The organism is Streptomyces sp. NPDC014006 (assembly GCF_043088925.1).
Taxonomy (GTDB): domain Bacteria; phylum Actinomycetota; class Actinomycetes; order Streptomycetales; family Streptomycetaceae; genus Streptomyces.
In genome coordinates this window covers 1,177,372-1,198,448 of the sequence record NZ_JBICAJ010000002.1, presented here as the reverse complement: position 1 = coordinate 1,198,448, position 21,077 = coordinate 1,177,372, and the positions used below count along the sequence as shown (strand labels likewise).

The window sequence follows — 21,077 nt, the reverse complement described above, 5'->3', positions numbered from 1 at the left end:
TCGGCAGCCCTCAAGGGGTGGCGGCGCTCCCTCAACCATCCCACCGCTCCCCTCGACCATCCCATCGACCAGGAAGCACTCATGAATCCACGCAGCCTACGGCGCCGTGCGGCCGCCGTCGTCGCGGGCCTCACCGCCTGCGCCGCTCTCACCGCGACACAGGCGCAGGCCACCCCCACACAGGACGTGATCACTCCGGCCACGAAGTTCTACGTGGACCCGCACAGCAAGGCGGCACAGCAGGCGCTCGTGGACTTCGGGAACGGCGACATCGAGAACGCCACGAACATGGCCAGGCTCGCGAGCTGGCCACAGGCCGAGTGGTTCACCAAGGGCACGCCGGACGAGGTGCGCACCCAAGTGAGCAGGCTCGTCCATCGGGCCCGGGCCGTCGACCGGACGCCCGTCCTGGTCGCCTACAACGTTCCGGGCCGGGACTGCACGCAGTACTCCAGTGGCGGAGCCGCTTCCTCCGCCGCCTACCGGCAGTGGATCGACGCGTTCGCCGCCGGCCTGGGCGACAGCAAGTCGGTCGTCGTGGTCGAACCGGACGGCGCGGCCCTTCTCCCCAAAGACTGCGGGCCCACCGCGGATCCGACCGGCGAACTCACAGCCGCCCGGATCGCCGACCTGGCCTACGCCGTCAGAACCCTGAAGGCCCGGCCGCGCACCGCGGTCTATCTCGACGCGGGCAACGTCCAGTGGCGCCCCGTCGGCGACATCGCGCAGCGGCTGCTGGACGCCGGGGTCGGGTACAGCGACGGTTTCGCGCTGAACGTGTCCAACACCCATCCCACCGACCACAACGCCAGGTACGGCGCCTGGATCGCCCAGTGCATGTGGTTCGCCACCTCGGGACCCACGGAGGCGCGCGGCCACGCCGAGCGGTGCGCCGACCAGTACTACTCGTCCGCCGCGCCCAACGACGGCGCCCCCGGCAACGCGGTCTCCTCCACCGACCCCAGCACCTGGCGGTGGACCGACGCCTGGTACGACCGGAACGTGGGGACCCCGCCGGCCGGCGATCTGCGGCATTTCGTGATCGACACCAGCCGTAACGGGCTGGGCGCCTGGACCCCGGAACCGGGCAAGTACAGCGGGGATCCGGAGATCTGGTGCAACGCGCCCGGCCGTGGTCTCGGCCCGCGCCCCACCGCCGACACCGGAGTCCCCCTCGTCGACGCGTACCTGTGGATCAAGATCCCCGGTGAGTCCGACGGCAGTTGCACGCGCAACACCGGCGGGACGATCGACCCCGAGTACGGCGTCGTCGACCCGCCCGCGGGTACCTGGTGGCCCGAACAGGCCCACACGCTGGCGCACAACGCGGCCCCGCGTCTGAGGTTCAACCACTGATCCGGGCGCCGAGCCCGGCTACGCCGCTCCCGCAACGCGCACATGGGCATGCGTGCGTTGCGGGCCACGGCACCGGGCGCTCGAGTGGGCAGCGCGCAGGGTGCCGGTCAGGCGGCGGGCCTCCGGACTGATCGGCTCAGCCGCCGCTCTTGCGCCTGAACGAGCGCTGGCTCGCAGCCGGGCCGTGCGCCGCGCGCACCTTCGACGCATCGGAGTTGGCGGCGACATCGGCCGCGTCCGCCTGCGCACCGCGCTTGCGGGCCAGGGCTTCGCGGAACTTGCGCTTGAGGTCGTAGGTGCCGTCGCTGTCCGGCGCCAGAGGGGATGTCTCGGGGGCGGCCGGCTCCGAACCTTCCGGGGATACGGGTTCTGCGGTCATGGTGACCTCCTGGGTTCGGGGGGGTGAGCAAGCACAGCTTGTCATGCCGGGCGCGGTGCGGGGCGCCGGCAACATCATCCTGCTGCGTTTCGGCTGGTGCCGGGGCAGTGGTTCTCAGCCGTTGCGACGCACGAGGGCGGCCTTGCGGGCCTCGGCGAGCTTGCGGGCCTCGCCGGCCTTCCGGGACTTGCCGCCGGCTCCGCGGGAGGGGTCCTTGCTGGTGCCGAGGCCGCGGAAGGGGGCGTTGGTGTTCTTGGGCCGCTCGACGGCGGGCCCGCCGTCGAGCGGGACGCCGGAGGGGGCCTTCGCTCCGGTGATCCGGCTCAGTTCCGCCTCGCCCGAGCGCACCTTGGTGACGGTCGGCTCGATGCCGGCCTCGGCCATGATGCGGCTCGTCTCGCGGCGCTGGCCCGACAGCACGAGCGTGACCACGCTGCCGGACTCACCGGCGCGGGCGGTGCGGCCCGCCCGGTGCACATAGTCCTTGGGGTCGGTGGGCGGGTCGACGTTGACCACGAGATCGAGGTCGTCGACATGCAGGCCACGGGCCGCGACGTTGGTGGCCACCAGAACGCTGATCTGGCCGTTCTTGAACTGCGCCAGGGTCCGTGTGCGCTGCGGCTGGGACTTGCCGCTGTGCAGGGCCCCGGCGTGCACCCCGCTGGCCCGCAGATGCCGGGTGAGCTGGTCGACGGCGTGTTTCGTGTCCAGGAACAGCAGTACGCGGCCGTCGCGGGCGGCGATCTCCGTGGTGACGGCGTAGCGGTCAGGGCCGTGGACGACCAGAACGTGATGCTCCATCGTCGTGACCGTTCCCGCGGACGGGTCGACCGAGTGGACCACGGGGTCGTGCAGGTAACGGTGGACCAGCTGATCGACGTCACGATCGAGAGTGGCCGAGAACAGCATCCGCTGACCGTCGGGATGTACCCGGTCGAGCACGTCGACAACCTGCGGCAGGAATCCCAGGTCGCACATCTGGTCGGCCTCGTCCAGCACGGTGATCCTGACCCGTTCCAGGCGGCAGGCCTTGCGCTCGATCAGGTCGTGCAGGCGTCCGGGGGTGGCGACGACCACCTCGGCTCCCTCGCGCAGCGCGGCGACCTGCCGGCCGATCGACATGCCGCCGACGACCGCGGCCATCCGCAGCCGCAGTGCCTCGGCGTACGGTGCCAGCGCCTGGGTGACCTGTTGCGCCAGCTCCCGGGTGGGCACGAGGATCAGCGCGAGGGGTTGCTTCGGTTCGGCGCGCCGTCCTGCCGTACGTGTCAGCAGCGGCAGGCCGAAGGCGAGCGTCTTGCCCGATCCGGTGCGCCCGCGCCCCAGGACGTCGCGTCCCTTCAGGGCATCGGGCAGTGTGGCGGCCTGGATGGGGAAGGGTTCGCGCACGCCGAGTTCGCCCAGTGTCCGCAGCACCTGCGCCGGAAGTTCCAGGTCGGCGAAGGAGACGGCCGGGGGCGGCGCCGGGGTCGTGGCCCCGGAGTGGGCGGGACCGCCGTGAGCGATGCCGGAGTCATCAGGGTGCTTCATGAACAGCCTTCCGCAGGGGAACGTACCGAGGAAGGCCCGGCAGGCTTGAACAGCCCACACACAAGCTGAACCGAACAGGCAGAATCGCCCACCGCGACGACCACGCAAACGCATGACACTAACACACGGCACAGCATCGCGCCGTGACGCGGATCACCCCTCCCTCTCGATGACCCGCCGCGGCCCGACATTCCTACGACACGGTCCGCCGGACTCCCGTCTGACTCGCCCATGCGGGAGGCCGAAGGTCAGCCGTCGGTGCGGTGTCCCGGCCGGGCGGCGGCATCCTGGGCCGCGATGAGGTCCTTGTACCAGTGGAAGCCGGCCTTCGGCATGCGGCGCCGGGCAGGACCCTGCACGTCCCCGGCAACCGTGAGGTGACGTCCGCGCCGCCAGCCCGCCCCGCCCTGCGCAGAACCGTCGAGGCGTATCCCGCCCGCCACCCCCGCGAACGCGACGCGTCGGCCGACCTGCTGCCGCTCCGGAGCAATGCGCCGATACGACACGGACGTCACCTCGGCGACCCTGCGCGACATGTTTCTTCGCTGGCGGCTCGAGGGGAAGCCGGAACTGTGAAGAATCCACTGCGCCTGAGCCCGATGATCGGAGACCTGATCCTCCGTCACGCAGACCGGCTCGGTGGTCTGGTCGGCGCGTTGTCGCCGGTGCCGGAGGAGAGCCGGAACCGGACCGTGCTGCATGTCGTCGGGGTCCACCTCTACCTGGAGGACGACGAAGAACGCGTGCTGCTCGGGCTGCGCCACCCCGACGCCAAGTACGCGGGAAGGACATGGCATTTCCTGGCAGGGCACTGCGAGCAGGAGTCCGCGATCAGCTGCCTGGTGAGGGAAGCGCTCGAAGAGGCCGGCCTGGTCATCGATCCCGCGGACGTGGAGCTGGTCCACGTCGTGCACATCGTGGACGCCCCTGGCGGACAGCCGCGCATGCAGTTGGTGTTCCGGGCCCACCGCTGGAAGGGCGCCCCGGAACTACGCGAGCCCGACAGATGCCTCACCTGGCAATGGTGGCCGAAGGACGACCTGCCGGAACCGATCGTGCCGTACACCCGAGCAGCCATCACCGGTATCGCCGACGGGCGTGTCTACACGGAGCTGGGGTGGTGAACGGACACGACGTCCCCCGCGCGCCCTCCCCGCGGCGGCACACCGAGCCGCTGGACGTTCACCTCATCGCGGTCCGCGAGCGGGAGGGGCGCCCGGAAGTGCTGCTGTCGCGGCGGGCCGGCCCGGTGTACGCGGCCGGCTGCTGGCATCTTCCGTCCGGACACCTGGACGGGCCGCACGAGGACGTGGTCGCCGCTCTCGTCCGCGAGACCCGGGAGGAGACCGGTGTCCGCGTCGACGCCCGCGATGTCCGGGCGGCCGTCACCGTGCACCACCGCTCCCCCGGCGGGGGCGCGCGCGTCGGCTTCTTCTTCGAGACACGCCGCTGGCAGGGCACGCCCCGCGTGTGCGAGCCGGAGGTGTGCGACGCCATGGACTGGTTCCCGCTCGACGCCCTGCCGGAGCCGATGGTCGCCTACTGCCGGGCCGGACTGGACGCCTACCGGGCCGGAGCGCGGATGGCCGTGCACTTCCAGCACCCCGGTGACCCGATCTCCTACGACCCGTGCTTCGACCGGCTGGTCCTGGTCGGCACCGCTCCCTGGCCCGCCTCCGCATCCCGGAACATCCCCGGCCCTCGCACCGGTGGGCAGGAGTAACACGTCGACGTACGTCTGCGGAGAGGTCAGGTCCCCGTCAGCGCTGCCGCTGCACCGTCCGTCTCCCTGAAGGAGGCGGACAGGGCGCGGGCCTCGTGTTCGGTCATGCGGGTCGTTTCGTACGGCACGGCGTTGACCCAGCGCTGAGTCAGCCGGGCGATCCGCTCCCCGTACCGCTGAGCGGTGATCAGGTCCCCGCGGGATCCGGCCTGCTCCGGTCCCTGGTCGGCGTGGCTCTGGCTCATCAGCCCGAGCCACGAGCCCAGCCGGTTCACGTCGTCGCGGGAGCCACCGCTCCAGTTGTTGCCCGGCATGTCGGCCACGCCGATCCACTGCATGCCCAACTGTGCGGCGAAGACAGCCAGCTGTCCCAGAACCGCCAGTTTGTCGCCGCTCTGCGAGGCGGACATGGTGAACCCTCCGGCCAGCTTGTCCTTCCACGCCTGCGTGGTGAACGGCGTGAACGCCGCCTCCATGAACGCCTTGAACACCGCCGACACGCTGCCCATCAGCGTGGGGCAGCCGAGGACGATCGCATCGGAGCGGTCGAGCAGCGCCAGCACCTCCGCGTCGTGCCAGCGGCCCGCGGTGACGTCCTCGGGCCGGATCTCGACGAGGTGCACCTGGGCGCCCGGTACCAGCCGGGCACCGTCGGCGAGGTGCTCGGCCAGGACCCGGGTGTGTCCGTGCACCGAGTGATGGACCACCGTCACGGTGACCACAGGTGCCTCGGGCTCACGCTCAACGTCCTTGACTGTCATGTCTTCTCACTGCTTCCGGTCGTGGGGAAATCCTTGCCTGCACAGCCATTTCAGCTGGGGCACGGGACGGCATCAACGCCGAACTTCGCCGCGCAGCGATCGGTGGCACCGATCGATCGCGTTGGCCTGTCCCCGTGGACAGGATCGAACTGGAAGCATTCGTCGCGGTGGCGGAAGAACTCCACTTCGGCCGCGCCGCCGCCCGTCTGCACCGGGGGCAGCCCACTGTCAGCGACGCCGTCCGGCGGCTGGAGAGCGCCCTGGGCGGCCGGTTGTTCCACCGCACCAGCCGCCGGGTGTCACTGACCGACCTCGGCGAAGCGCTGCTGCCCGACGCCCGCGCCACACTGGCCCAGTTACGCCGCTTCCAGCAGCGCGGACGCTCCCTGGCCGCCGGTGACCGGGCCCGGACCACCCTGGTGGTGGCCCACGCCGAATACACCGACCACCAGCTGCTCTTGCGCTGCTTGCCGCAACTGCGCGACCCCTTCCCCGACGTGACGATCGTGCCGGAGTCCATGCCGACCACGGCCCAGGTCACCGCCCTGCGGGCGGAGACGATCGGGCTGGGCATCGGCTGGGCGACCGGCGACGTCGCCGGCGTACGGGCGAGGGTGCTGTCCAGCGAGCGGTTCATGGCGCTCGTGCCCGCCACCCACCCTCTCGCCGGGCACACCGAGCTGAGCGCGGCCGAGCTGTCCACCACCGGCCTGCTCAGGTGGCCCCACCAGATCAACAGCGGTCTCTGCGACCGGCTCCTGTCCGCCTTCCACATCGGCGGGGCCGACCTGCGCATCATCAGAACGGCGGACAGTGTGCACGCCATCGCCGCTCATGTCGCCGCGGGAACGGGTATCGGCATCACGGTCGAATCCGCGCTGGACCATCAGCCGCCGGGCTTGCGCGTCATCCCCCTCACCGGCCCGTCGACCACCGCCGACCAGGTCGTCCTCACCCCCACCGACCCGTCGGACGCGGCCACGGCCCTGCGCGACCTGCTTCTGCACACCTCGAGGAAGCCGGCCCGGACCCACTGATCGCCGGGCTCGAGAGCGGGCCGGGAAACGAACCCCTGTCTGACTGAGTACGGTCTGGTTCGGCGGCGCCGGGGGCGGTACTTTCGGCGGCGCGACGGTCGAACGGGCCGTTCGACCCGCTCGGCCCGCTCGGCACGACTTTCCGGCTTTCCGGCGCGAACCCCGCACGCGTCCGGCCGACCACCGCCACCGCCCGCGCGCGGTCGCGGCGTTCCGGCCACGCTCCATGAGAGAAAGGTTCAGCGCTATGAGTGCACGGATTCAGCCGACCGCCCAGGTGGACGAGGCCGCGACGATAGGTGACGGGACGACCGTCTGGGATCTCGCCCAGATACGCGAGGACGCGGTCCTGGGCAGCGGGTGCATCGTGGGGCGGGGGGCCTACGTCGGGCCGGGTGTACGGATCGGCGACCACGTCAAGCTGCAGAACTACGCCCTGGTGTACGAGCCCGCCGTGCTCGGCGACGGGGTGTTCGTCGGTCCGGCGGCCGTGCTCACCAACGACCACTTCCCGCGGTCCGTGGACCCGCGGGGCCGGCTCAAGCGCGGGGACGACTGGGAGGCCGTGGCCGTGACCGTGGGCGAGGGGGCTTCGCTCGGCGCGCGGTCGGTGTGTGTGGCCCCCGTGCGTGTCGGGCGCTGGGCGCTGGTCGCGGCAGGGGCGGTGGTCACCCGGGACGTACCGGACTTCGCGCTGGTGGCGGGTGTTCCGGCGCGCCGGATCGGCTGGGTGGGCCGGGCCGGCGCACGGCTGGTGGAGCGGGCCGGTGAACCGGGGGCGTGGGAGTGCCCGGACACGGGCGCGCTGTACGACGAGAAGAACGGCGAACTCTTCGAGCGAGTATGACTTCCTGATTTTCGCAATACGCCAATCTTCGAACATCCGTAGGCATAACATGTGTGCGAACTGTGGAGGTGGGGCACAGTGAGCACACAAACCAGCGCCCAGGGGGGGTACCGGGTGGGGACATCTGTGTCTGCCGCGAGGAGCGAGCGCCGCTCCGTCGCCTGACGTCCGACGATCGACTTCCGACGATCGACTCCGAAGATCGACGTCCGACGACCGGTGTCCGACGTCTGCCGTCCGCCGTGCGGCCTTCCGTCCCGGCGATGACAAGTCTGTGCACAACAGGGGGGTTGGTGTGTCCACACGATGATCACGACACGTCTCGCGGCGCTCGGTCATGAGGAGCCGCCGCTGCTCACGCTCGCCGGGCGGCTCCTCGCGCTCGCCGAATCGGGGCTGCCGAAAATGCTGCTGCCCGGCGGTGAGGCTTTCGCCTTCACCATGGCGGGGCAGCAGCGCCCCGACGGTTCCTGGTCCCTCGAGCGGCGTGGGATCAGCACCCGGTACGCGGCCATCACCGCGCTCGGCGTCCGTTTCCTGCCCGAGGACCGCCAGAGTGCGGTGCTCGGCGGGCGTACCGCTGAGGAGTTCGTCGGTCTGCTGGTGGAGTCGCTGCCCGCGGTGACCAACCTCGGCGACGCGGCCCTCATCGCGTGGGCCGCCGCCGACACCGGGCACCCCAAGCTCTCCGACGCCCTCGCCCGGGTCGAGGCCCTGGACGCGGCGGGCCGGCCGCAGTACACGGTCGAGGCGGCGTGGGTGCTGTCCGCACTCGCCGCGGCCCGGGACGTCGTCGACGTGGAGGCGCACTATGCCGCCGCCCGCGACCGTCTGCTGCGCGCCCGCCTCGGCGACAGCCCGTTGTTCCCGCACGCCACCGGGCCCGGCCTGGTGCCCTGGTACCGGGAGCACGTGAGCTGCTTCGCCGACCAGACCTACCCGCTGCAGGCCCTGGCCCGGGCGCACGCGAGCAGCGACGGCGGCGACCCGGAGGCGCTGGCCGCGTCCGAGGCGTGTGCCACGCGCATCTGCACGCTGCAGGGCGAGGGCGGCCAGTGGTGGTGGCACTACGACGCGCGCACCGGCGGGGTAGTGGAGAGCTACCCCGTCTACAGCGTCCACCAGCACGCGATGGCCCCGACCGCCCTGTTCGACCTCGCCGACGCCGGCGGCACCGAGTTCGGCGCGGCGATCCGGAGGGGCCTGCGCTGGATGACGGACGTACCCGAACTGGCCGGGGCCGCGCACCGGGAGCCGATGATCCTCGACGACCTCGGCGTCACCTGGCGCAAGGTCTTCCGGGGCGATCCGAGGAAGGCCGTACGCGCCGCCCGGGGGCTCGCCACCCGCGTCGCCCCGAATCTGCGGCTGACGGCCCTGGACCGGGTGTACCGCCCCCTGTCCGTGGACCGCGAGTGCCGGCCGTACGAGTTCGGCTGGATGCTGCACGCCTGGCTGGGGGGCCGTATATGAGTGCGCGTCGGACCTTGTTCGGGATCGAGGTGGACGCGCTGACCATGGACGAGACCGTGCGGCGCTGTCTGGAAGCGGTGCGCGACGGCCGCCGGCTGGAGATCGGGGTGGTCAACGCCGCGAAGCTGGTGAACATGCGGCGCGATGCCCGGCTCGCCGACGCCGTGACCGGCTGCGATCTCGTCCTCGCCGACGGGCAGGCCGTGGTGTGGGCCGGCCGCGTCCTGCGCGCCCCGCTGCCGGAACGGGTGGCCGGCATCGACCTGTTCCTGCGGCTGCTGGCCGAGGCGGAAACGGCCGGCGTCTCCGTGTACTTCCTCGGTGCGAAGGAGGAGGTCCTGAAGGAGATGCTGCGCCGGGTGGCGAACCGCTTCCCCCGTCTGAAGGTGGCCGGCAGCCGCAACGGCTACTTCCACGACGACGAGCAGGAGGCGATCGCGGACGGCATCGCCCGCAGTGGCGCCCAGATGCTCTTCCTCGGCATGACCTCCCCGAAGAAGGAGATCTTCACCGCCGCGCACGGCACCCGCACCGGCGCCCGCGTCGTGCACGGCGTCGGCGGCTCCTTCGACATCCTGGCCGGGGTCACCAAGCGGGCCCCGAAGTCCTGGCAGCGCTGGGGGCTCGAGTGGCTCTACCGCGCGCTGCAGGAGCCGCGTCGCCTCGGCCGGCGTTACGTCACCACGAACGCCTCCTTCCTTCTCATGACGGCGCGCGAGTTCGTCCGGCTCACCCCGTCGCCCGCTTCCGCGAACAGGAGTCACTGATGCGCGTCGTCGTGGTTGGACAGGGTTACGTCGGACTGCCGCTGGCCGTGCGGGCCGCCGAGGTCGGGCACGAGGTGATCGGCTACGACGTCGACGCCCGCCGGATCAAGAGCCTCGCCGCCGGTGCGTCGTACGTCGAGGACGTCTCCTCGGAGCGGATCCGCGCCGCGCTGGACGACGGCAGCTACAGACCGAGCGATCTGGCGCGCGACTGCGGCGGTTTCGACGTCGCCGTGGTCACCGTGCCGACGCCGCTGCACGAGGGCACCCCCGACCTGCGCTACATCAAGGAGTCGGCGGCCACCCTCGCCCGCTATCTGCGCCCCGGCGCCACCGTCGTCCTGGAGTCCACGACCTATCCCGGCACCACCGAGGAGCTGTTCGCGCCGATCCTGGAGGACGGCTCGGGCCTGAAGGCGGGCGCCGACTTCCACCTCGGCTACAGCCCCGAGCGGATCGACCCGGGCAACGCCGTCTGGGGCTTCCAGCAGACCCCGAAGGTGGTCTCCGGCGTCGACGCGGCGTCCTTGGCGTCCGTGCGGGACTTCTACGGGCAGCTCGTCGACACCACCGTGCCGGTGCGTTCGCCCAAGGAGGCCGAACTCGCCAAGTTGCTGGAGAACACCTTCCGGCACGTGAACATCGCGCTGGTCAACGAGATCGCGATGTTCGCCCACCACCTGGACATCGACGTCTGGCAGTCCATCGACGCGGCCTCCACCAAGCCGTTCGGCTTCATGAGGTTCACGCCCGGGCCGGGCGTCGGCGGCCACTGCCTGCCGATCGACCCCTCCTACCTGTCCTGGCGAGTGCAGCGTGAACTCGGCCAGAGCTTCCGGTTCGTGGAGCTGGCCAACGACATCAACAGCCATATGCCCGAGTACGTGGCGCGCCGGATCAGCGACCTGTTCAACCAAAGACGCCGGTCCGTGAACGGCTCGCGCATCCTGCTGCTGGGCCTGGCGTACAAGAAGAACACCGGTGACGCCCGGGAGTCGCCCGCGCTGCGCATCTCCCAGCTGCTGCTCGACATGGGGGCCCAGGTCAGGGCGGCGGACCCGCACGTCGTGGAGGACCTGCCGGTGGATTCCCGGCTGGTGAGGGTCGAGCCGGTGACCGAGGAACTGGCGGCCGCCGACGTGGTGGTCCTGCTCACCGACCACGACGGCTTCGACTACGAACTGATCGCCGAGTACGCCCCGTTCGTCCTCGACTGCCGTCGGCGGCTGACGGCCGGCCCCACGATCGAGGTGCTCTGAGTCATGCGAGTCGTCTGCGTCGCCGGGGCGCGACCCAACTACATGAAGATCAAGCCGGTGATGGACGCCCTGGAGCGCCGGGGCGCCGAGGTCGTGCTCGTCCACACCGGTCAGCACTACGACCCGGCGATGAACGACGTGTTCTTCGCCGACCTCGGCATCCGTGCGCCCGACCGCTTCCTCGGGGTCGGCTCCGGCACCCACGCCGAGCAGACCGGGCGCGTGATGACCGCGTTCGAGCCGCTCCTGAACGAGGTGTCCCCGGACGTCGTCGTCGTGGTCGGCGACATCAACTCCACCCTGGCCTGCGCCCTGGTGACGGCCAAGGCGGGGCCGCTGCTCGCACACGTCGAGGCCGGTCTGCGCAGCCGTGACTGGAGCATGCCGGAGGAGGTCAACCGGGTCGCCACCGACCGGGTCAGCGACTATCTGCTGGCCCCCTCGCCGGACGCGGTGGAGAATCTGCGCGCGGAGGGCTACCGGGACGACCAGATCCACCTCGTCGGCAACGTCATGATCGACACGTTGCTGGCCAACCTGGACCGGGCCCGGAAGGTGGGCGCCCTCGACCGGTACGGCCTGACCCGGGGCGAGTACGGCCTGGTCACGCTGCACCGCCCGGCCAACGTGGACGACCCCGAGGTGCTCGCCGGGCTGCTGAAGGCCCTGGGGGAGATCGCCGCCCGCTGCCCGCTCGTACTGCCCGTGCATCCGCGCGCGGCCGGGCGGCTGGCCGAGATCGGCGTCCCCGGCGGTGTCCGGCTGGTGCCTGCCGCCGGGTACCTGGACTTCATCGCCCTGCAGGAGGCCGCCCGGCTCGTGCTGACCGACTCCGGCGGGGTGCAGGAGGAGACCACCGCGCTCGGTGTGCCGTGCGTGACCCTGCGGGACAACACCGAGCGGCCCATCACCGTGGAGCAGGGCACCAACGTCCTGGCCGGCCGGGAACCGGAGCGGATCGTGTCGACCGTGCACCGGGTGCTCGACGCCCCGCCCGTCCCGCGCCGGCCCGAGTTGTGGGACGGCCGTGCGAGCGACCGTATCGCCGAGGTGCTGCTGGAGGGAGGCACCGCGCGTACCCGGCCGAGGCCCACCGACCGAACGCTCCCCCTATGATCCGCTTGCCACATATGCTCGGGGCACGCCGGGCCGCGAGGGGGGACCGCCATGGATCTCGCTGAGATCTTCCGTGTCATGCGCAGGCGCTGGAAGGTGCTGTTGCCCGGGCTGCTGCTGACCGCGGCGCTGACCGCGGCCGTGGCACTGACGGTGCCGGTCACCTACCAGTCGCAGAGCACGGTGGTGCTGCTGAACTCGCAGAAGGCCACCGTCGCCTACGACGGCAACCCGTTCCTGAGCACGCAGACCTCGCTCACCGGGATGGCCGACAGCCTGGCCCGCAATCTCAACTCCGACGGCTCGCTCCGGGAGCTGAAGTCCCGGGGGGCGACGGGCACGTTCGAGGCGAAGCTCGCCGACAACGCGCAGGGGCCGCTGATGTGGCTCACCGTCACCGGCGACGACAAGGCCGGTGTCCTGGCCGCGGACCGCATCCTGACCGCGTACGCCCAGGAACGGCTGGAGCAGTTCCAGCGGCAGCAGCGGGTCGACCCGAAGGCCATGATCCGCATGACGACCGTCGTGCCGCCGCAGAACCCGCTGGCGCAGACCAAGACCCGGCTCGAGTACATGATCATGGCCGGAGGCCTGGGCCTGGTGCTGAGCCTGGTGGCCGTGTTCTTCGTGGAGGCGCGCCGGCGGCCGCGGGGTGCGGAGCCCGCGCTGCCCGCGTCGCCGGGGGCACCGGGCGAACCGGGGGAACCGGCCGTGGAGCGGACGATGGCGCTGCGGACCGCACCCAGCTGGTCCCGGTCCCCCGACGGCAGGCCGGCCGACGGCAGGCCGGCCGAGACCGGGTCCCCCGACGCCGTGTCCGCCCGGGATCCGAGGGCCGGGCGGTCCGTCATGACCGTGGAGTCCGCCGCCGAGCCGCTCGACGAGGAGTCTGCGCATGGACAGCATCGACAGCGTCCGCACACCGGACAGCGACACCGCTGAGCCGAGCGGCACTCCCGCTCCCGCCTCCCTCGGCCACCAGGTCCGTTCCGCGGCCCGCTGGAGCCTGGTCAACACCGTCGTCATGCGGCTGGGCAACTTCGCCACCGGCATCCTGCTGGCGCGCTTCGCGCTGGGCCCGGCCGAGTGGGGCGTCTACGGCATCGCCCAGACCGTGCTGCTGGTCCTGCTGTCGGCTAACGAACTCGGCGTCAGCCTGGCCCTGGTGCGCTGGGAGGGCGACCCGCGCCGCTTCGCGCCGACCGTGCTGACCCTGGCCACCGCCTCCAGCGGCCTGCTGTACGCGGCCCTGTTCGTCGCGGCGCCGACGGTCGCCGTGCTGCTGGACTCGCCCGACGCCACCGGCGTGCTGCGTGTGATGTGCCTGTGCCTGGTGATCGACGGCGTGGCGCAGGTGCCCGCCGCCATCCTCACCCGGGAGTTCGCGCAGGGGCGGCGGATGGTCATCGACGCGCTCAACTTCGTCGTCAGCACCTCCGTGACCCTGGCGCTGGCGTTCACCGGTGAGGGCGCGATGAGCTTCGCCTGGGGCGCGGTCGCCGGCAACATCGCCGCCCTCGCCGGCTGCGCGCTGGCCGCCCCCGGCACTCTGCGCTTCGGCTGGGACCCCGTGCAGGCCCGCGCGCTGCTGAGGTTCGGGCTGCCGCTGGCCGGTGCGAGCCTGCTCGCGCTCGCCGTCGTGAACGTGGACACCCTGGTCGTCGGCTCCGCCCTCGGCGGGGTCCCGCTCGGCTTCTACGTGCTGGCGTTCAACATGTCCGGCTGGCCGGTCCGCATCATCTCCGAGGCGGCCCGGCGGGTCTCCTTCGCGGGCTTCTCCCGTCTCGCCGACTCCCCGCAGGCCCTCGCGGACGGTTTCAGCCGCGCCCTCGGTGTCCTGGTCACCGGGACGGTGCCGCTGTGTGTGCTGCTCGGCGGGCTCGCCGCCCCGGTCGTCCACCTCGTGTACGGCAGCACCTGGGTGCCCGCCGCGGCCGCGCTGCCCTGGCTGATGGCCCTGGGCCTGGTCCGCATCGGCTGCGAACTCGCCTACGACTGCCTCATCGCCGCCGGCCGGCGCCGCTCGCTGATCCTCACCCAGGGCCTGTGGGTCGTCGCCCTGGTCCCCGTCCTGATCGGCGGCGCCCGGCTGAACGGCATCGTCGGCGTCTCCCAGGGCCATGTACTGGTCGCCGCCGGTCTGGTCGTGCCCGCCTTCCTGCACGCGCTCGGCCGGGCCGGAATAGGCCTCGCCCCCGTCGCCCGGGCCTGCGCCTGGCCGTTCCTGGGGGGCGCGGTGATGACCGTGGTGGTGCTCGCCGCCGAACGCTTCCTCGGAGACGGCCTCCTCGCCCTGTGTGTCACCCCAACGGCCGCCCTGGCCTGCTATGTAGTGTGCGTTCTGCCGAGCCGCCGCTTCCTGCTCGGCTCGCGTACCCCGGAGACCGTATGACGAGGCTGCGCCTCCTGCTCGCCGGCCTGGCCCTCGTGCTGTGCGCCGCCTGTTCGCCGGGCGGCGACCCCGCTCCGGCCCCCTCCCGGGAGAGGGCGCAGGACGCCAAGCCGCCGCTCCCCGGTGAGGCCGGCTTCCCGGACGCCCGCAGCACCGGCCCGCGCGTCGGCCTCACCCCGCACGGCGCGGGGAACGTCAGCATCAGGACCGACGGCACGGTCATCAAGGGCTGGGACCTCACCGGCTCCCTCGACATCTACGCCGACGACGTGACCGTCGTCGACTCCAGGATCACCTCCGCCAACTGGTGGGGGATCAATCTGCGCCCCGGCCACAGCGGTCTGAAGGTCCTGCACAGCACGATCACCGCCGTTCCCGGCAAGGGCCCGGACAACGGCGGGGTGGACTACGCCGTCTCCACCATGGGGACCGCTTCGACCGAGGTCGGCTGGTGCGACATCTCCGTGTTCGGCAACGCCCTGTCCATGGGCCAGGGATACCTGCACGACAACTACGTCCACGACCTGGTGCCGTTCCGCAACAGCGGTGGCGAGTGGCAGCACACCGACGCCGTGATCAGCGGCGGCGGCAACACCGGCGAGCTGGTCGTGCGGCACAACACGCTGCTCAACCCGGTCCCCGTCGACCGGGGGGCGTCCGCCGCCCTCGGCCTGTTCGCCGACGCCGGCCACGTCTCCCGGGTCAGCGTCGAGCGCAACCTGCTGGCCGGCGGCGCGTACGCGCTGTACGGGGGCGGGCCCGGCGCCACGAGGGTCAGGGTGACGGACAACGTGTTCTCCCGTCGCTACCACCGCAACTCCGGCGTCTACGGCGCCGTCACCGCCTGGAACGAGGGCGGCAGCGGGAACGTCTGGCGCGGCAACCGGTTCTCCGACGGCACCCCGATCGTCCCCGAGCCGGCCGGCTGAGGAAGAGGATCATGCGACGTATCGTCCGCGCCCCCTGGGAGCTGCTCAAGCGCGCGTTCGGCTGGCTCGTCCTCTTCGAGCTGCGCAACAAGGTCCTGCTCGCCCCCTCGGCGCTGCGACTGCGCCGCTTCGAGACCGCGGAGGTCCGCCGGCTCGCGGCCGCCGCAGCTCCCCCGCCGGCCGCGCTCGTCGCCACGGTCATCGCCACCCACCACCGCCCCGACGCGCTGCGGGCGGCCGTCCGTTCCGCTCTCGCCCAGAGCGTGCGCGACCAGGTCGTGATCGTGGTCGACGACGGCGCCGGGCTGCCCGAACTCCCGGCCGATTCACGGCTGTTCGCCGTGTCGTTGGCCCGTAACACGGGTGTGGCCGGCGTCGTGCGCAATGCGGGCATCCGCCTCACCCGTTCGCGGTACGTGGCGTTCCTGGACGACGACAACCTGTGGGAACCGGACCATCTGGAGCGGGCGCTGGCGGTGCTGGAGTCCCCCGGTGGGCCCGACGGCGTGTACACGGCGCTGCGCCGCGTCCTGCCGGACGGCACCGAACGGGACGTGCTCTCGGTGCCGTTCGACCGGCGGCGGGCCGCCCGGGAGTCGTTCCTGGACACCAACGCGTTCGTCGCGCGACGTACGAAAGCCCTGCACTTCAGCCGGTTGCGGCGGACGCCCGAGGTGATGCCGCGCGAGGACTGGGAGCTCATCCACCGCTACAGCCGCGGCCACCGAGTGCGCCACGTCCCGCACGCCACCGTGCGGTACCTGGTGAATCCCGGGAGTTTCTACACGACTTGGTCCGCCTGAGGCCCGGGGGCCGCCCGCAGCGCGCCCGGGGTGAGCAGCGCGCGGGCCGCGGTGCGGCTGGCGGCGCGGCCGAGAAGGGCGCGTGAGGTCTCCCGCAGCAGGACGGCCCCACGGAAACACGCTGTCGCGAGCGCTCCGTGGCGTCGCCGGTACAGCCGCACCCGGTTGAGGGTCAGCAGCGTCCACAGCCGGGGCGACACCTGCGAGTCCCCGCCCAGGTGGACGGCCTCGGCGGCCGGTTCCAGCCGTGTGGCGTGTCCGAGGTCGCGTGCCCGCAGGCAGTACTCGGTCTCCTCCGAGTAGAGGAAGAAGGACTCGTCCCACGGGCCGCACGCGGCCAGGCAGCCGGCCGAAATCGCCATGAGCGCGCCCGTCGCCCAGTCCGCCCGGGTCGGCCGCCGGTAGGCGTCCGGGTCGGTGACGAGTTCGCTCAGCGCCGGGAAGCGTCCGGCCCGGCGGTTGCCGATGACGGCCTCACCGAGGGCCCGCAGCACGCTCGACTCCCGGCGCAGCGAGTGGTGCGGGGTGTCCCGGCCCTCCTCGTACAGCAGGGGTACGGCGATGCCGACGCCGTCGCCGAGGCTGTCGACGAGGCGCCTGGCGCAGCCCCGCCGCATACGGATGTCCGGGTTGCAGATCAGGACGGCGTCGCAGCCGTCGGCGGCGGCCAGCGCCGCGTTGACGCCGGCGGCGTACCCGGCGTTGCGGCCGGTCTGCACGACGGTGGCGTCGGGGGCGAGGGTCTTCAGGACGTCGACGGTGTCGTCGGCGGAGTCGTTGTCGGCGACGACCAGCCGCCAGTCCAGACCGGTCATGCCGTCCGGGAGCGCGGCGAGGAACCCGGGGAGCACCGCAGCGCTGTTCCAGGTGACGACGATGACGGCGACGCGGCTCATCGGGACTCCACGAGATCGGGAAGCCGGGCTTCGGTGGGGGTGCCGCGGTTCACGACGGCGGCGGCAGCCTCCTCGCGCCGGATGAACCCGAGGTAGCTGCCTCCGGCGCCCAGCAGCAGGAAGAACATGCCGGCGAACATCGGGAAGCTCAGCGAGTCGAAGGTGGCGCTGATGACCAGCGCGACCAGGGAGGAGGCGAAGAACGCCTGCCCCAGTTCGCGGTCGGCCTCGGTGCGGGCGAGGCGCCGGATGGCGCCGCCCTGGTGGATGCCGGTGACGAACAGGGTGAGCAGGGCGAGCAGCCCGACCACCCCCATCTCGGCGAGGCCCAGCATGTACTGGTTGTCGGTGAAGAAGTACAGGTCGGGGGTGAAGGTGCCGAAGCCCCGCCCGATCAGCGGGTGTTCCTTCAGATACGGCACGATCGCGCTGTACTTCACCGTCCGGGCCTGGGTGCTGCTGTCGGAGTTGGACAGGAAGGAAGCGAACAGGCCCGTGATGGTGCCGATCAGACCCGGGATGAGCACCTTGAAGACGGCCACGGACGCCGTCATCACCCCGATCGCGGCCCAGCGCCTGGCCGGCTTCCAGCGCACCACCATCACCACGGCCACCAGCAGCAGGCCGATGATCGAGGTCCGCGACACCGACAGGGGCAGCGCACCGGCCAGCAGCACCACCGGCGCCCACCGGCGCCAGGGCCGCAGCCGACGGCGTACCGGATCGAAGGCCTGCTGGATCGCGAAGGGCAGCAGGATCGCCAGCACGCCGGCGAACTCCAGGGGCTGGGCAGTGGTGGAGCGGGGCCGGGTGAAGGCACCGCGGTCCATGACGGACACCTGGGCCACGCTGGTCTGCAGGCCGGGGATGTGCAGGGAGTCGGCGATGTTGGTGGCGGCGAAGAAGTCGTAGAAGCCGATCGCGGCGACGACGGACGCGAACACCACCACCCTGCGCAGCAGCACGTCGAGCCGGCCGCGCTCCTGCACGGCCGCCGACGTCAGAACGACCAGCGACACCCACACCAGGTAGCCGATCAGCCCCCGGTCGGCACCGAGGACCTCCTGGTGCGAGCTCTCCCGCATCGCGTCCGCGATGTACGCCAGGAGGACGGCCACCCCGAGCGCGCCCACCGCGACCCGGACGAGCCGGGTGCCCGGCGCGGGCAGGATGCGGCCGCCGAGCCAGGTCGCGAGGTACCACAACAGGCCGAGCAGGGCGAAGACGTTGGCCGGGGTGCCGACGCCGCCGAGCGCGGGCAGGGCGAGGTTCGACGGGATGAAGAAGGCCAGCGCCAGATAGACGGTGAGGATCGCCGTGGCGTCGACGCGCCGGGCGAGCACGCCCACCGGGGCCCGGCTCACCTTCGGCCGGGGCTCCGTGCGCCGCCGGCGGCGGACCACCGCGACACCCTCCATCAGGATCGACAGCAGGAACGCGCTGACGACCCCCACGATGACGACGGCCGCGACGTCCTGGTAGCGGCTCTTCGACTTCGCCACGGGCGTCTGCGGCAGGACGACGGGCGCCGTCTGCACCAGGTAGGCGGGCGGGACCTTGGCGGCCTCCTGCAGGGCGTCGAGCTGCTCACCGGCGAACGCGGTGAGGGTGTTGGTCTCCTCGAGCACCTTCGCCCGGTCGGTGCCGGTGACGCTGAGCGAGAGCAGCGGGCTCTCGCTCTGCGGTGCGAATCCCGCGGTGTACGGGTCGGTGACGCCCCGGCCGCGCAGTTCCTCCGCCGCCTCGCCGGAGGCCAGGGTGCGGATCAGCACGTCGGCCGTGACGATCAGAGAACCGCCCGCGTTCGACAGGGGGTTGCCGAACGTCGGGGCCAGCCGGGCGACGGCCGAGGAGTCCAGCAGGGCTACGGAACTCTGCGACTGGTAGGAGACGGGCACCGTCACGTACAGATAGCCGCCGCAGACCAGGCTGAGCAGGGTGAAGGGCACCATGAAGTACCAGCGTCTGCGCAGGATGGCCCATATCTCACCAAGGCTCACGAACCGTCCCCCCGATCGGTGGCGTCACGCCGCGCGTCCTGCCAGTATCGAGGGCGACGGAAGGATCTCCTATGTCGCCCGGGAACGTCGCCGACGCGCTGCTGCGGCGCTGGTACGTCGTGGTGGCCGCGCTGCTGCTGACGGCCGCCGGGGCCTGGCAGGTGGTACGTCCGGCACCCCAGTACGTCGGCTCCGCGGTGGTCGTGCTCAAGCCGCCGGTGACCCGGAACCAGCCCAACCAGCTGACCAATCTGCAGCCGCCGCTCGCCCTGGTCTCCTACTCGGTGATCCAGCAGCTCCAGTCCCCCGCGGGCGACCGGGAGCTGCGCGCGGCGGGCGTCGAGGGGACCTACCACCTGGTGCCCCGCAACAGCGGCACCAGCGCGACGCCCCGCTATCTGATCCCGTCCGTGCAGGTGCAGGCGCAGGCGTCGGACTCGGACGCGGCCGTGACCGCGGTACGCCGGGTCGTCGACGTCTACACCCGGCACGTCGGGGCGTTGCAGACGTCCCAGACGGTTCCCGACGGGGCGCGGATCACCGCCTCGGTCCTGGTCTCCCCGAGCGCCGCCGCAGTCCGGGGCACACCGAGCCGGGGCCTGGCCGGCGCCGCGCTGCTGGGCATGGCCGGCGGTGTGGTGGGCGCGTTGTGGCTCGACCGGTATCTGACGGGCCGTCGCAAGGTCACTCCCGGACGGCACGGCGGTCCGCTTCCCGTGGTCCCCTGAGCACGGTCGCATCAGATGCCGCGGCGCTTCCAGGACTGCCACCACAGCCACTCCTGGCCGCGGTCGGCCACGGCCGACCACACCAGTGGCTGCAGATACGGCATCGCCGCCGGTCCGATCCGCCGCCGCAGCCGTAGCGCGCGGTACTCGGGCAGGGCCCGGTAGCCCGGCAGGCACTCCTCGGCGAACGCGACGCACGCGTCGACCGGGACGACATCGGTACGGCCCCGGTCGTAGGCGCGGTAGGCGCGGCGCAGGGCGTAGCGGGCGAGCCGGGTGTGGACCTGTTCGGCGAGGCGGTCGCGCTGGGGCAGCCGGTCGGCGCACTTGGTGAGCACCGAGTCGAAGGCGACGAGGCGCTGGCGCAGGTCGTCGAGCTGGCCGCCGTAGTCGGTGGTGGACATGTTGTCGCCGTGGACGCGGTAGAAGGCCTGGTCGGCGCCGCGTACGTAGCCGACGTCGGCGTGGGCGGCGAGCCGCATCCACATCTCGATGTCACCGGCGTGCGGGAGGGCCGGGTCGTAGCCGCCGACGGCGCGCTGGAGGCTGGTGCGGACGACGACCTCGGGTGAGGTGATGCAGCCCGTGCCCTCCCGGAAGCGGCGCTCCAGCCACCACTGGCCGGGGTGGACGACGGAGCCGGTGGTGCGGGTGCGGGCCTTCGGCAGCGGGCCGCCGTGCCGGAAGCGCAGCGGGCGGCCGTAGGCGAACCCGGCCTCGGGATGGGCGTCGAGGAGGGCGGCGGCGCGGACCAGGGCGCCGGGGACGAGCCGGTCGTCGGCGGACAGCAGCGCCACGTAGTCGCCGTCGGCCCACTCCAGCAGGCCCTCGTTGTAGGTGGCGATGTGGCCCTTGTTGGTCTCGTGGACGCGGACCTCGATCCGCGGGTCGGAGGCGGCCAGCTTCCGCGCGACGTCGGCCGAGTCGTCGGGCGAGGCGTCGTCGATGACGAGGACCCGGACGTCCACGCCGTCCTGCTCGTCCAGGACGCTGCTGACGCAGTCGGCGAGGAAGTGGCCGTACTTGTAGCAGGGGATGACAACACTGACGGTGCTCATCGGTGCGACAGCCAATCCCCGGT

Annotated in this window: 21 protein-coding genes; 14 read left to right on the top strand and 7 right to left on the bottom strand. The window is 71.9% G+C overall.

The window, feature by feature from the left end; translation table 11 throughout:
* Window positions 1-81 precede the first annotated feature (81 nt).
* The gene (locus ACF1GV_RS11975) at window positions 82-1,356 is read left to right on the top strand and encodes a glycoside hydrolase family 6 protein (protein WP_391678587.1); all 1,275 of its coding nucleotides are present in this window, start codon (window positions 82-84) and stop codon (window positions 1,354-1,356) included.
* A gap of 136 nt (window positions 1,357-1,492) precedes the next feature.
* On the opposite strand, the gene ACF1GV_RS11970 is transcribed toward ACF1GV_RS11975, so the two are convergent.
* The 3 genes from ACF1GV_RS11970 to ACF1GV_RS11960 all read right to left on the bottom strand — a co-directional run bounded on the left by ACF1GV_RS11970 (window position 1,493) and on the right by ACF1GV_RS11960 (window position 3,801).
* Window positions 1,493-1,735, bottom strand: a complete 243-nt coding sequence (locus tag ACF1GV_RS11970) for a DUF5302 domain-containing protein (RefSeq protein ID WP_391678589.1) — start codon at window positions 1,733-1,735, stop codon at window positions 1,493-1,495.
* A gap of 114 nt (window positions 1,736-1,849) precedes the next feature.
* The gene (locus ACF1GV_RS11965) at window positions 1,850-3,265 is read right to left on the bottom strand and encodes a DEAD/DEAH box helicase (RefSeq protein WP_391678590.1); all 1,416 of its coding nucleotides are present in this window, start codon (window positions 3,263-3,265) and stop codon (window positions 1,850-1,852) included.
* A gap of 248 nt (window positions 3,266-3,513) precedes the next feature.
* Window positions 3,514-3,801 (bottom strand): hypothetical protein, encoded by a 288-nt coding sequence (locus tag ACF1GV_RS11960; RefSeq protein WP_391678593.1) that lies wholly within the window; start codon window positions 3,799-3,801, stop codon window positions 3,514-3,516.
* Window positions 3,802-3,837: 36 nt separating this feature from the next.
* Here ACF1GV_RS11960 and ACF1GV_RS11955 point away from each other — a divergent pair, with 36 nt between their 5' ends.
* Together ACF1GV_RS11955 and ACF1GV_RS11950 are read left to right on the top strand one after the other, a co-directional pair.
* Complete coding sequence (locus ACF1GV_RS11955; protein ID WP_391678595.1) at window positions 3,838-4,389, top strand: NUDIX domain-containing protein; 552 nt, start codon at window positions 3,838-3,840, stop codon at window positions 4,387-4,389.
* A complete protein-coding gene (locus ACF1GV_RS11950) occupies window positions 4,386-4,988 on the top strand; it encodes an NUDIX domain-containing protein (protein ID WP_391678597.1) in 603 nt (200 codons plus the stop codon). The genes ACF1GV_RS11955 and ACF1GV_RS11950 overlap by 4 nt, the downstream gene beginning before the upstream one ends.
* A 26-nt stretch (window positions 4,989-5,014) precedes the next feature.
* On the opposite strand, the gene ACF1GV_RS11945 is transcribed toward ACF1GV_RS11950, so the two are convergent.
* Window positions 5,015-5,749, bottom strand: coding sequence for a flavodoxin family protein (locus tag ACF1GV_RS11945; RefSeq protein WP_391678600.1), 735 nt, complete (start codon window positions 5,747-5,749; stop codon window positions 5,015-5,017).
* Between the two features lie 134 nt (window positions 5,750-5,883).
* Here ACF1GV_RS11945 and ACF1GV_RS11940 point away from each other — a divergent pair, with 134 nt between their 5' ends.
* From ACF1GV_RS11940 to ACF1GV_RS11895, 10 genes are all read left to right on the top strand, one after another.
* Complete coding sequence (locus ACF1GV_RS11940) at window positions 5,884-6,786, top strand: LysR substrate-binding domain-containing protein (protein WP_391678602.1); 903 nt, start codon at window positions 5,884-5,886, stop codon at window positions 6,784-6,786.
* 247 nt (window positions 6,787-7,033) lie between these two features.
* Complete coding sequence (locus ACF1GV_RS11935; protein WP_391678604.1) at window positions 7,034-7,633, top strand: acyltransferase; 600 nt, start codon at window positions 7,034-7,036, stop codon at window positions 7,631-7,633.
* 306 nt (window positions 7,634-7,939) lie between these two features.
* Entirely contained in the window at window positions 7,940-9,106 is a 1,167-nt protein-coding gene (locus ACF1GV_RS11930) for a hypothetical protein (RefSeq protein WP_391678606.1), read from the top strand.
* Complete coding sequence (locus tag ACF1GV_RS11925; protein ID WP_391678609.1) at window positions 9,103-9,873, top strand: WecB/TagA/CpsF family glycosyltransferase; 771 nt, start codon at window positions 9,103-9,105, stop codon at window positions 9,871-9,873. Before ACF1GV_RS11930 ends, ACF1GV_RS11925 begins: the two co-directional genes overlap by 4 nt.
* Complete coding sequence (locus ACF1GV_RS11920; RefSeq protein WP_391678611.1) at window positions 9,873-11,132, top strand: nucleotide sugar dehydrogenase; 1,260 nt, start codon at window positions 9,873-9,875, stop codon at window positions 11,130-11,132. The genes ACF1GV_RS11925 and ACF1GV_RS11920 overlap by 1 nt, the downstream gene beginning before the upstream one ends.
* Before the next feature lie 3 nt (window positions 11,133-11,135).
* On the top strand, window positions 11,136-12,248 hold the full coding sequence (gene wecB / locus ACF1GV_RS11915; RefSeq protein ID WP_391678612.1) for a non-hydrolyzing UDP-N-acetylglucosamine 2-epimerase: 1,113 nt from the start codon (window positions 11,136-11,138) through the stop codon (window positions 12,246-12,248).
* A gap of 51 nt (window positions 12,249-12,299) precedes the next feature.
* Entirely contained in the window at window positions 12,300-13,190 is an 891-nt protein-coding gene (locus ACF1GV_RS11910) for a Wzz/FepE/Etk N-terminal domain-containing protein (protein WP_391678615.1), read from the top strand.
* Complete coding sequence (locus tag ACF1GV_RS11905) at window positions 13,144-14,640, top strand: oligosaccharide flippase family protein (protein ID WP_391678618.1); 1,497 nt, start codon at window positions 13,144-13,146, stop codon at window positions 14,638-14,640. Before ACF1GV_RS11910 ends, ACF1GV_RS11905 begins: the two co-directional genes overlap by 47 nt.
* Entirely contained in the window at window positions 14,637-15,569 is a 933-nt protein-coding gene (locus ACF1GV_RS11900) for a hypothetical protein (RefSeq protein ID WP_391678620.1), read from the top strand. The genes ACF1GV_RS11905 and ACF1GV_RS11900 overlap by 4 nt, the downstream gene beginning before the upstream one ends.
* Window positions 15,570-15,580: 11 nt before the next feature.
* Window positions 15,581-16,372, top strand: coding sequence for a glycosyltransferase family 2 protein (locus tag ACF1GV_RS11895; RefSeq protein WP_391678623.1), 792 nt, complete (start codon window positions 15,581-15,583; stop codon window positions 16,370-16,372).
* Here ACF1GV_RS11895 and ACF1GV_RS11890 read toward each other — a convergent pair.
* Window positions 16,351-17,268, bottom strand: a complete 918-nt coding sequence (locus tag ACF1GV_RS11890; RefSeq protein WP_391678625.1) for a glycosyltransferase family 2 protein — start codon at window positions 17,266-17,268, stop codon at window positions 16,351-16,353. The two genes, ACF1GV_RS11895 and ACF1GV_RS11890, sit on opposite strands and share 22 nt — an antisense overlap.
* Window positions 17,265-19,268: an O-antigen ligase family protein gene (locus ACF1GV_RS11885; RefSeq protein WP_391678627.1), complete on the bottom strand. Its 2,004-nt coding sequence runs from the start codon at window positions 19,266-19,268 to the stop codon at window positions 17,265-17,267. Before ACF1GV_RS11885 ends, ACF1GV_RS11890 begins: the two co-directional genes overlap by 4 nt.
* Before the next feature lie 71 nt (window positions 19,269-19,339).
* Here ACF1GV_RS11885 and ACF1GV_RS11880 point away from each other — a divergent pair, with 71 nt between their 5' ends.
* Entirely contained in the window at window positions 19,340-19,996 is a 657-nt protein-coding gene (locus ACF1GV_RS11880) for a hypothetical protein (RefSeq protein ID WP_391678629.1), read from the top strand.
* A gap of 11 nt (window positions 19,997-20,007) precedes the next feature.
* Here ACF1GV_RS11880 and ACF1GV_RS11875 read toward each other — a convergent pair whose 3' ends face one another.
* A complete protein-coding gene (locus ACF1GV_RS11875; RefSeq protein WP_391678631.1) occupies window positions 20,008-21,054 on the bottom strand; it encodes a glycosyltransferase in 1,047 nt (348 codons plus the stop codon).
* Between the last annotated feature and the right edge of the window lie 23 nt (window positions 21,055-21,077).

Bases quoted from the DNA above. Each gene is read 5' to 3' on its own strand.
- ACF1GV_RS11910 (WP_391678615.1), top strand. From the start codon at position 12,300: ATGGATCTCGCTGAGATCTTCCGTGTCATGCGCAGGCGCTGGAAGGTG.
- wecB (WP_391678612.1), top strand. From the start codon at position 11,136: ATGCGAGTCGTCTGCGTCGCCGGGGCGCGACCCAACTACATGAAGATC.
- ACF1GV_RS11935 (WP_391678604.1), top strand. From the start codon at position 7,034: ATGAGTGCACGGATTCAGCCGACCGCCCAGGTGGACGAGGCCGCGACG.
- ACF1GV_RS11960 (WP_391678593.1), bottom strand. From the start codon at position 3,801: ATGTCGCGCAGGGTCGCCGAGGTGACGTCCGTGTCGTATCGGCGCATT.
- ACF1GV_RS11925 (WP_391678609.1), top strand. From the start codon at position 9,103: ATGAGTGCGCGTCGGACCTTGTTCGGGATCGAGGTGGACGCGCTGACC.
- ACF1GV_RS11930 (WP_391678606.1), top strand. From the start codon at position 7,940: ATGATCACGACACGTCTCGCGGCGCTCGGTCATGAGGAGCCGCCGCTG.
- ACF1GV_RS11975 (WP_391678587.1), top strand. From the start codon at position 82: ATGAATCCACGCAGCCTACGGCGCCGTGCGGCCGCCGTCGTCGCGGGC.
- ACF1GV_RS11920 (WP_391678611.1), top strand. From the start codon at position 9,873: ATGCGCGTCGTCGTGGTTGGACAGGGTTACGTCGGACTGCCGCTGGCC.
- ACF1GV_RS11880 (WP_391678629.1), top strand. From the start codon at position 19,340: ATGTCGCCCGGGAACGTCGCCGACGCGCTGCTGCGGCGCTGGTACGTC.
- ACF1GV_RS11945 (WP_391678600.1), bottom strand. From the start codon at position 5,749: ATGACAGTCAAGGACGTTGAGCGTGAGCCCGAGGCACCTGTGGTCACC.
- ACF1GV_RS11875 (WP_391678631.1), bottom strand. From the start codon at position 21,054: ATGAGCACCGTCAGTGTTGTCATCCCCTGCTACAAGTACGGCCACTTC.
- ACF1GV_RS11890 (WP_391678625.1), bottom strand. From the start codon at position 17,268: ATGAGCCGCGTCGCCGTCATCGTCGTCACCTGGAACAGCGCTGCGGTG.
- ACF1GV_RS11970 (WP_391678589.1), bottom strand. From the start codon at position 1,735: ATGACCGCAGAACCCGTATCCCCGGAAGGTTCGGAGCCGGCCGCCCCC.
- ACF1GV_RS11900 (WP_391678620.1), top strand. From the start codon at position 14,637: ATGACGAGGCTGCGCCTCCTGCTCGCCGGCCTGGCCCTCGTGCTGTGC.
- ACF1GV_RS11905 (WP_391678618.1), top strand. From the start codon at position 13,144: ATGGACAGCATCGACAGCGTCCGCACACCGGACAGCGACACCGCTGAG.
- ACF1GV_RS11965 (WP_391678590.1), bottom strand. From the start codon at position 3,265: ATGAAGCACCCTGATGACTCCGGCATCGCTCACGGCGGTCCCGCCCAC.
- ACF1GV_RS11895 (WP_391678623.1), top strand. From the start codon at position 15,581: ATGCGACGTATCGTCCGCGCCCCCTGGGAGCTGCTCAAGCGCGCGTTC.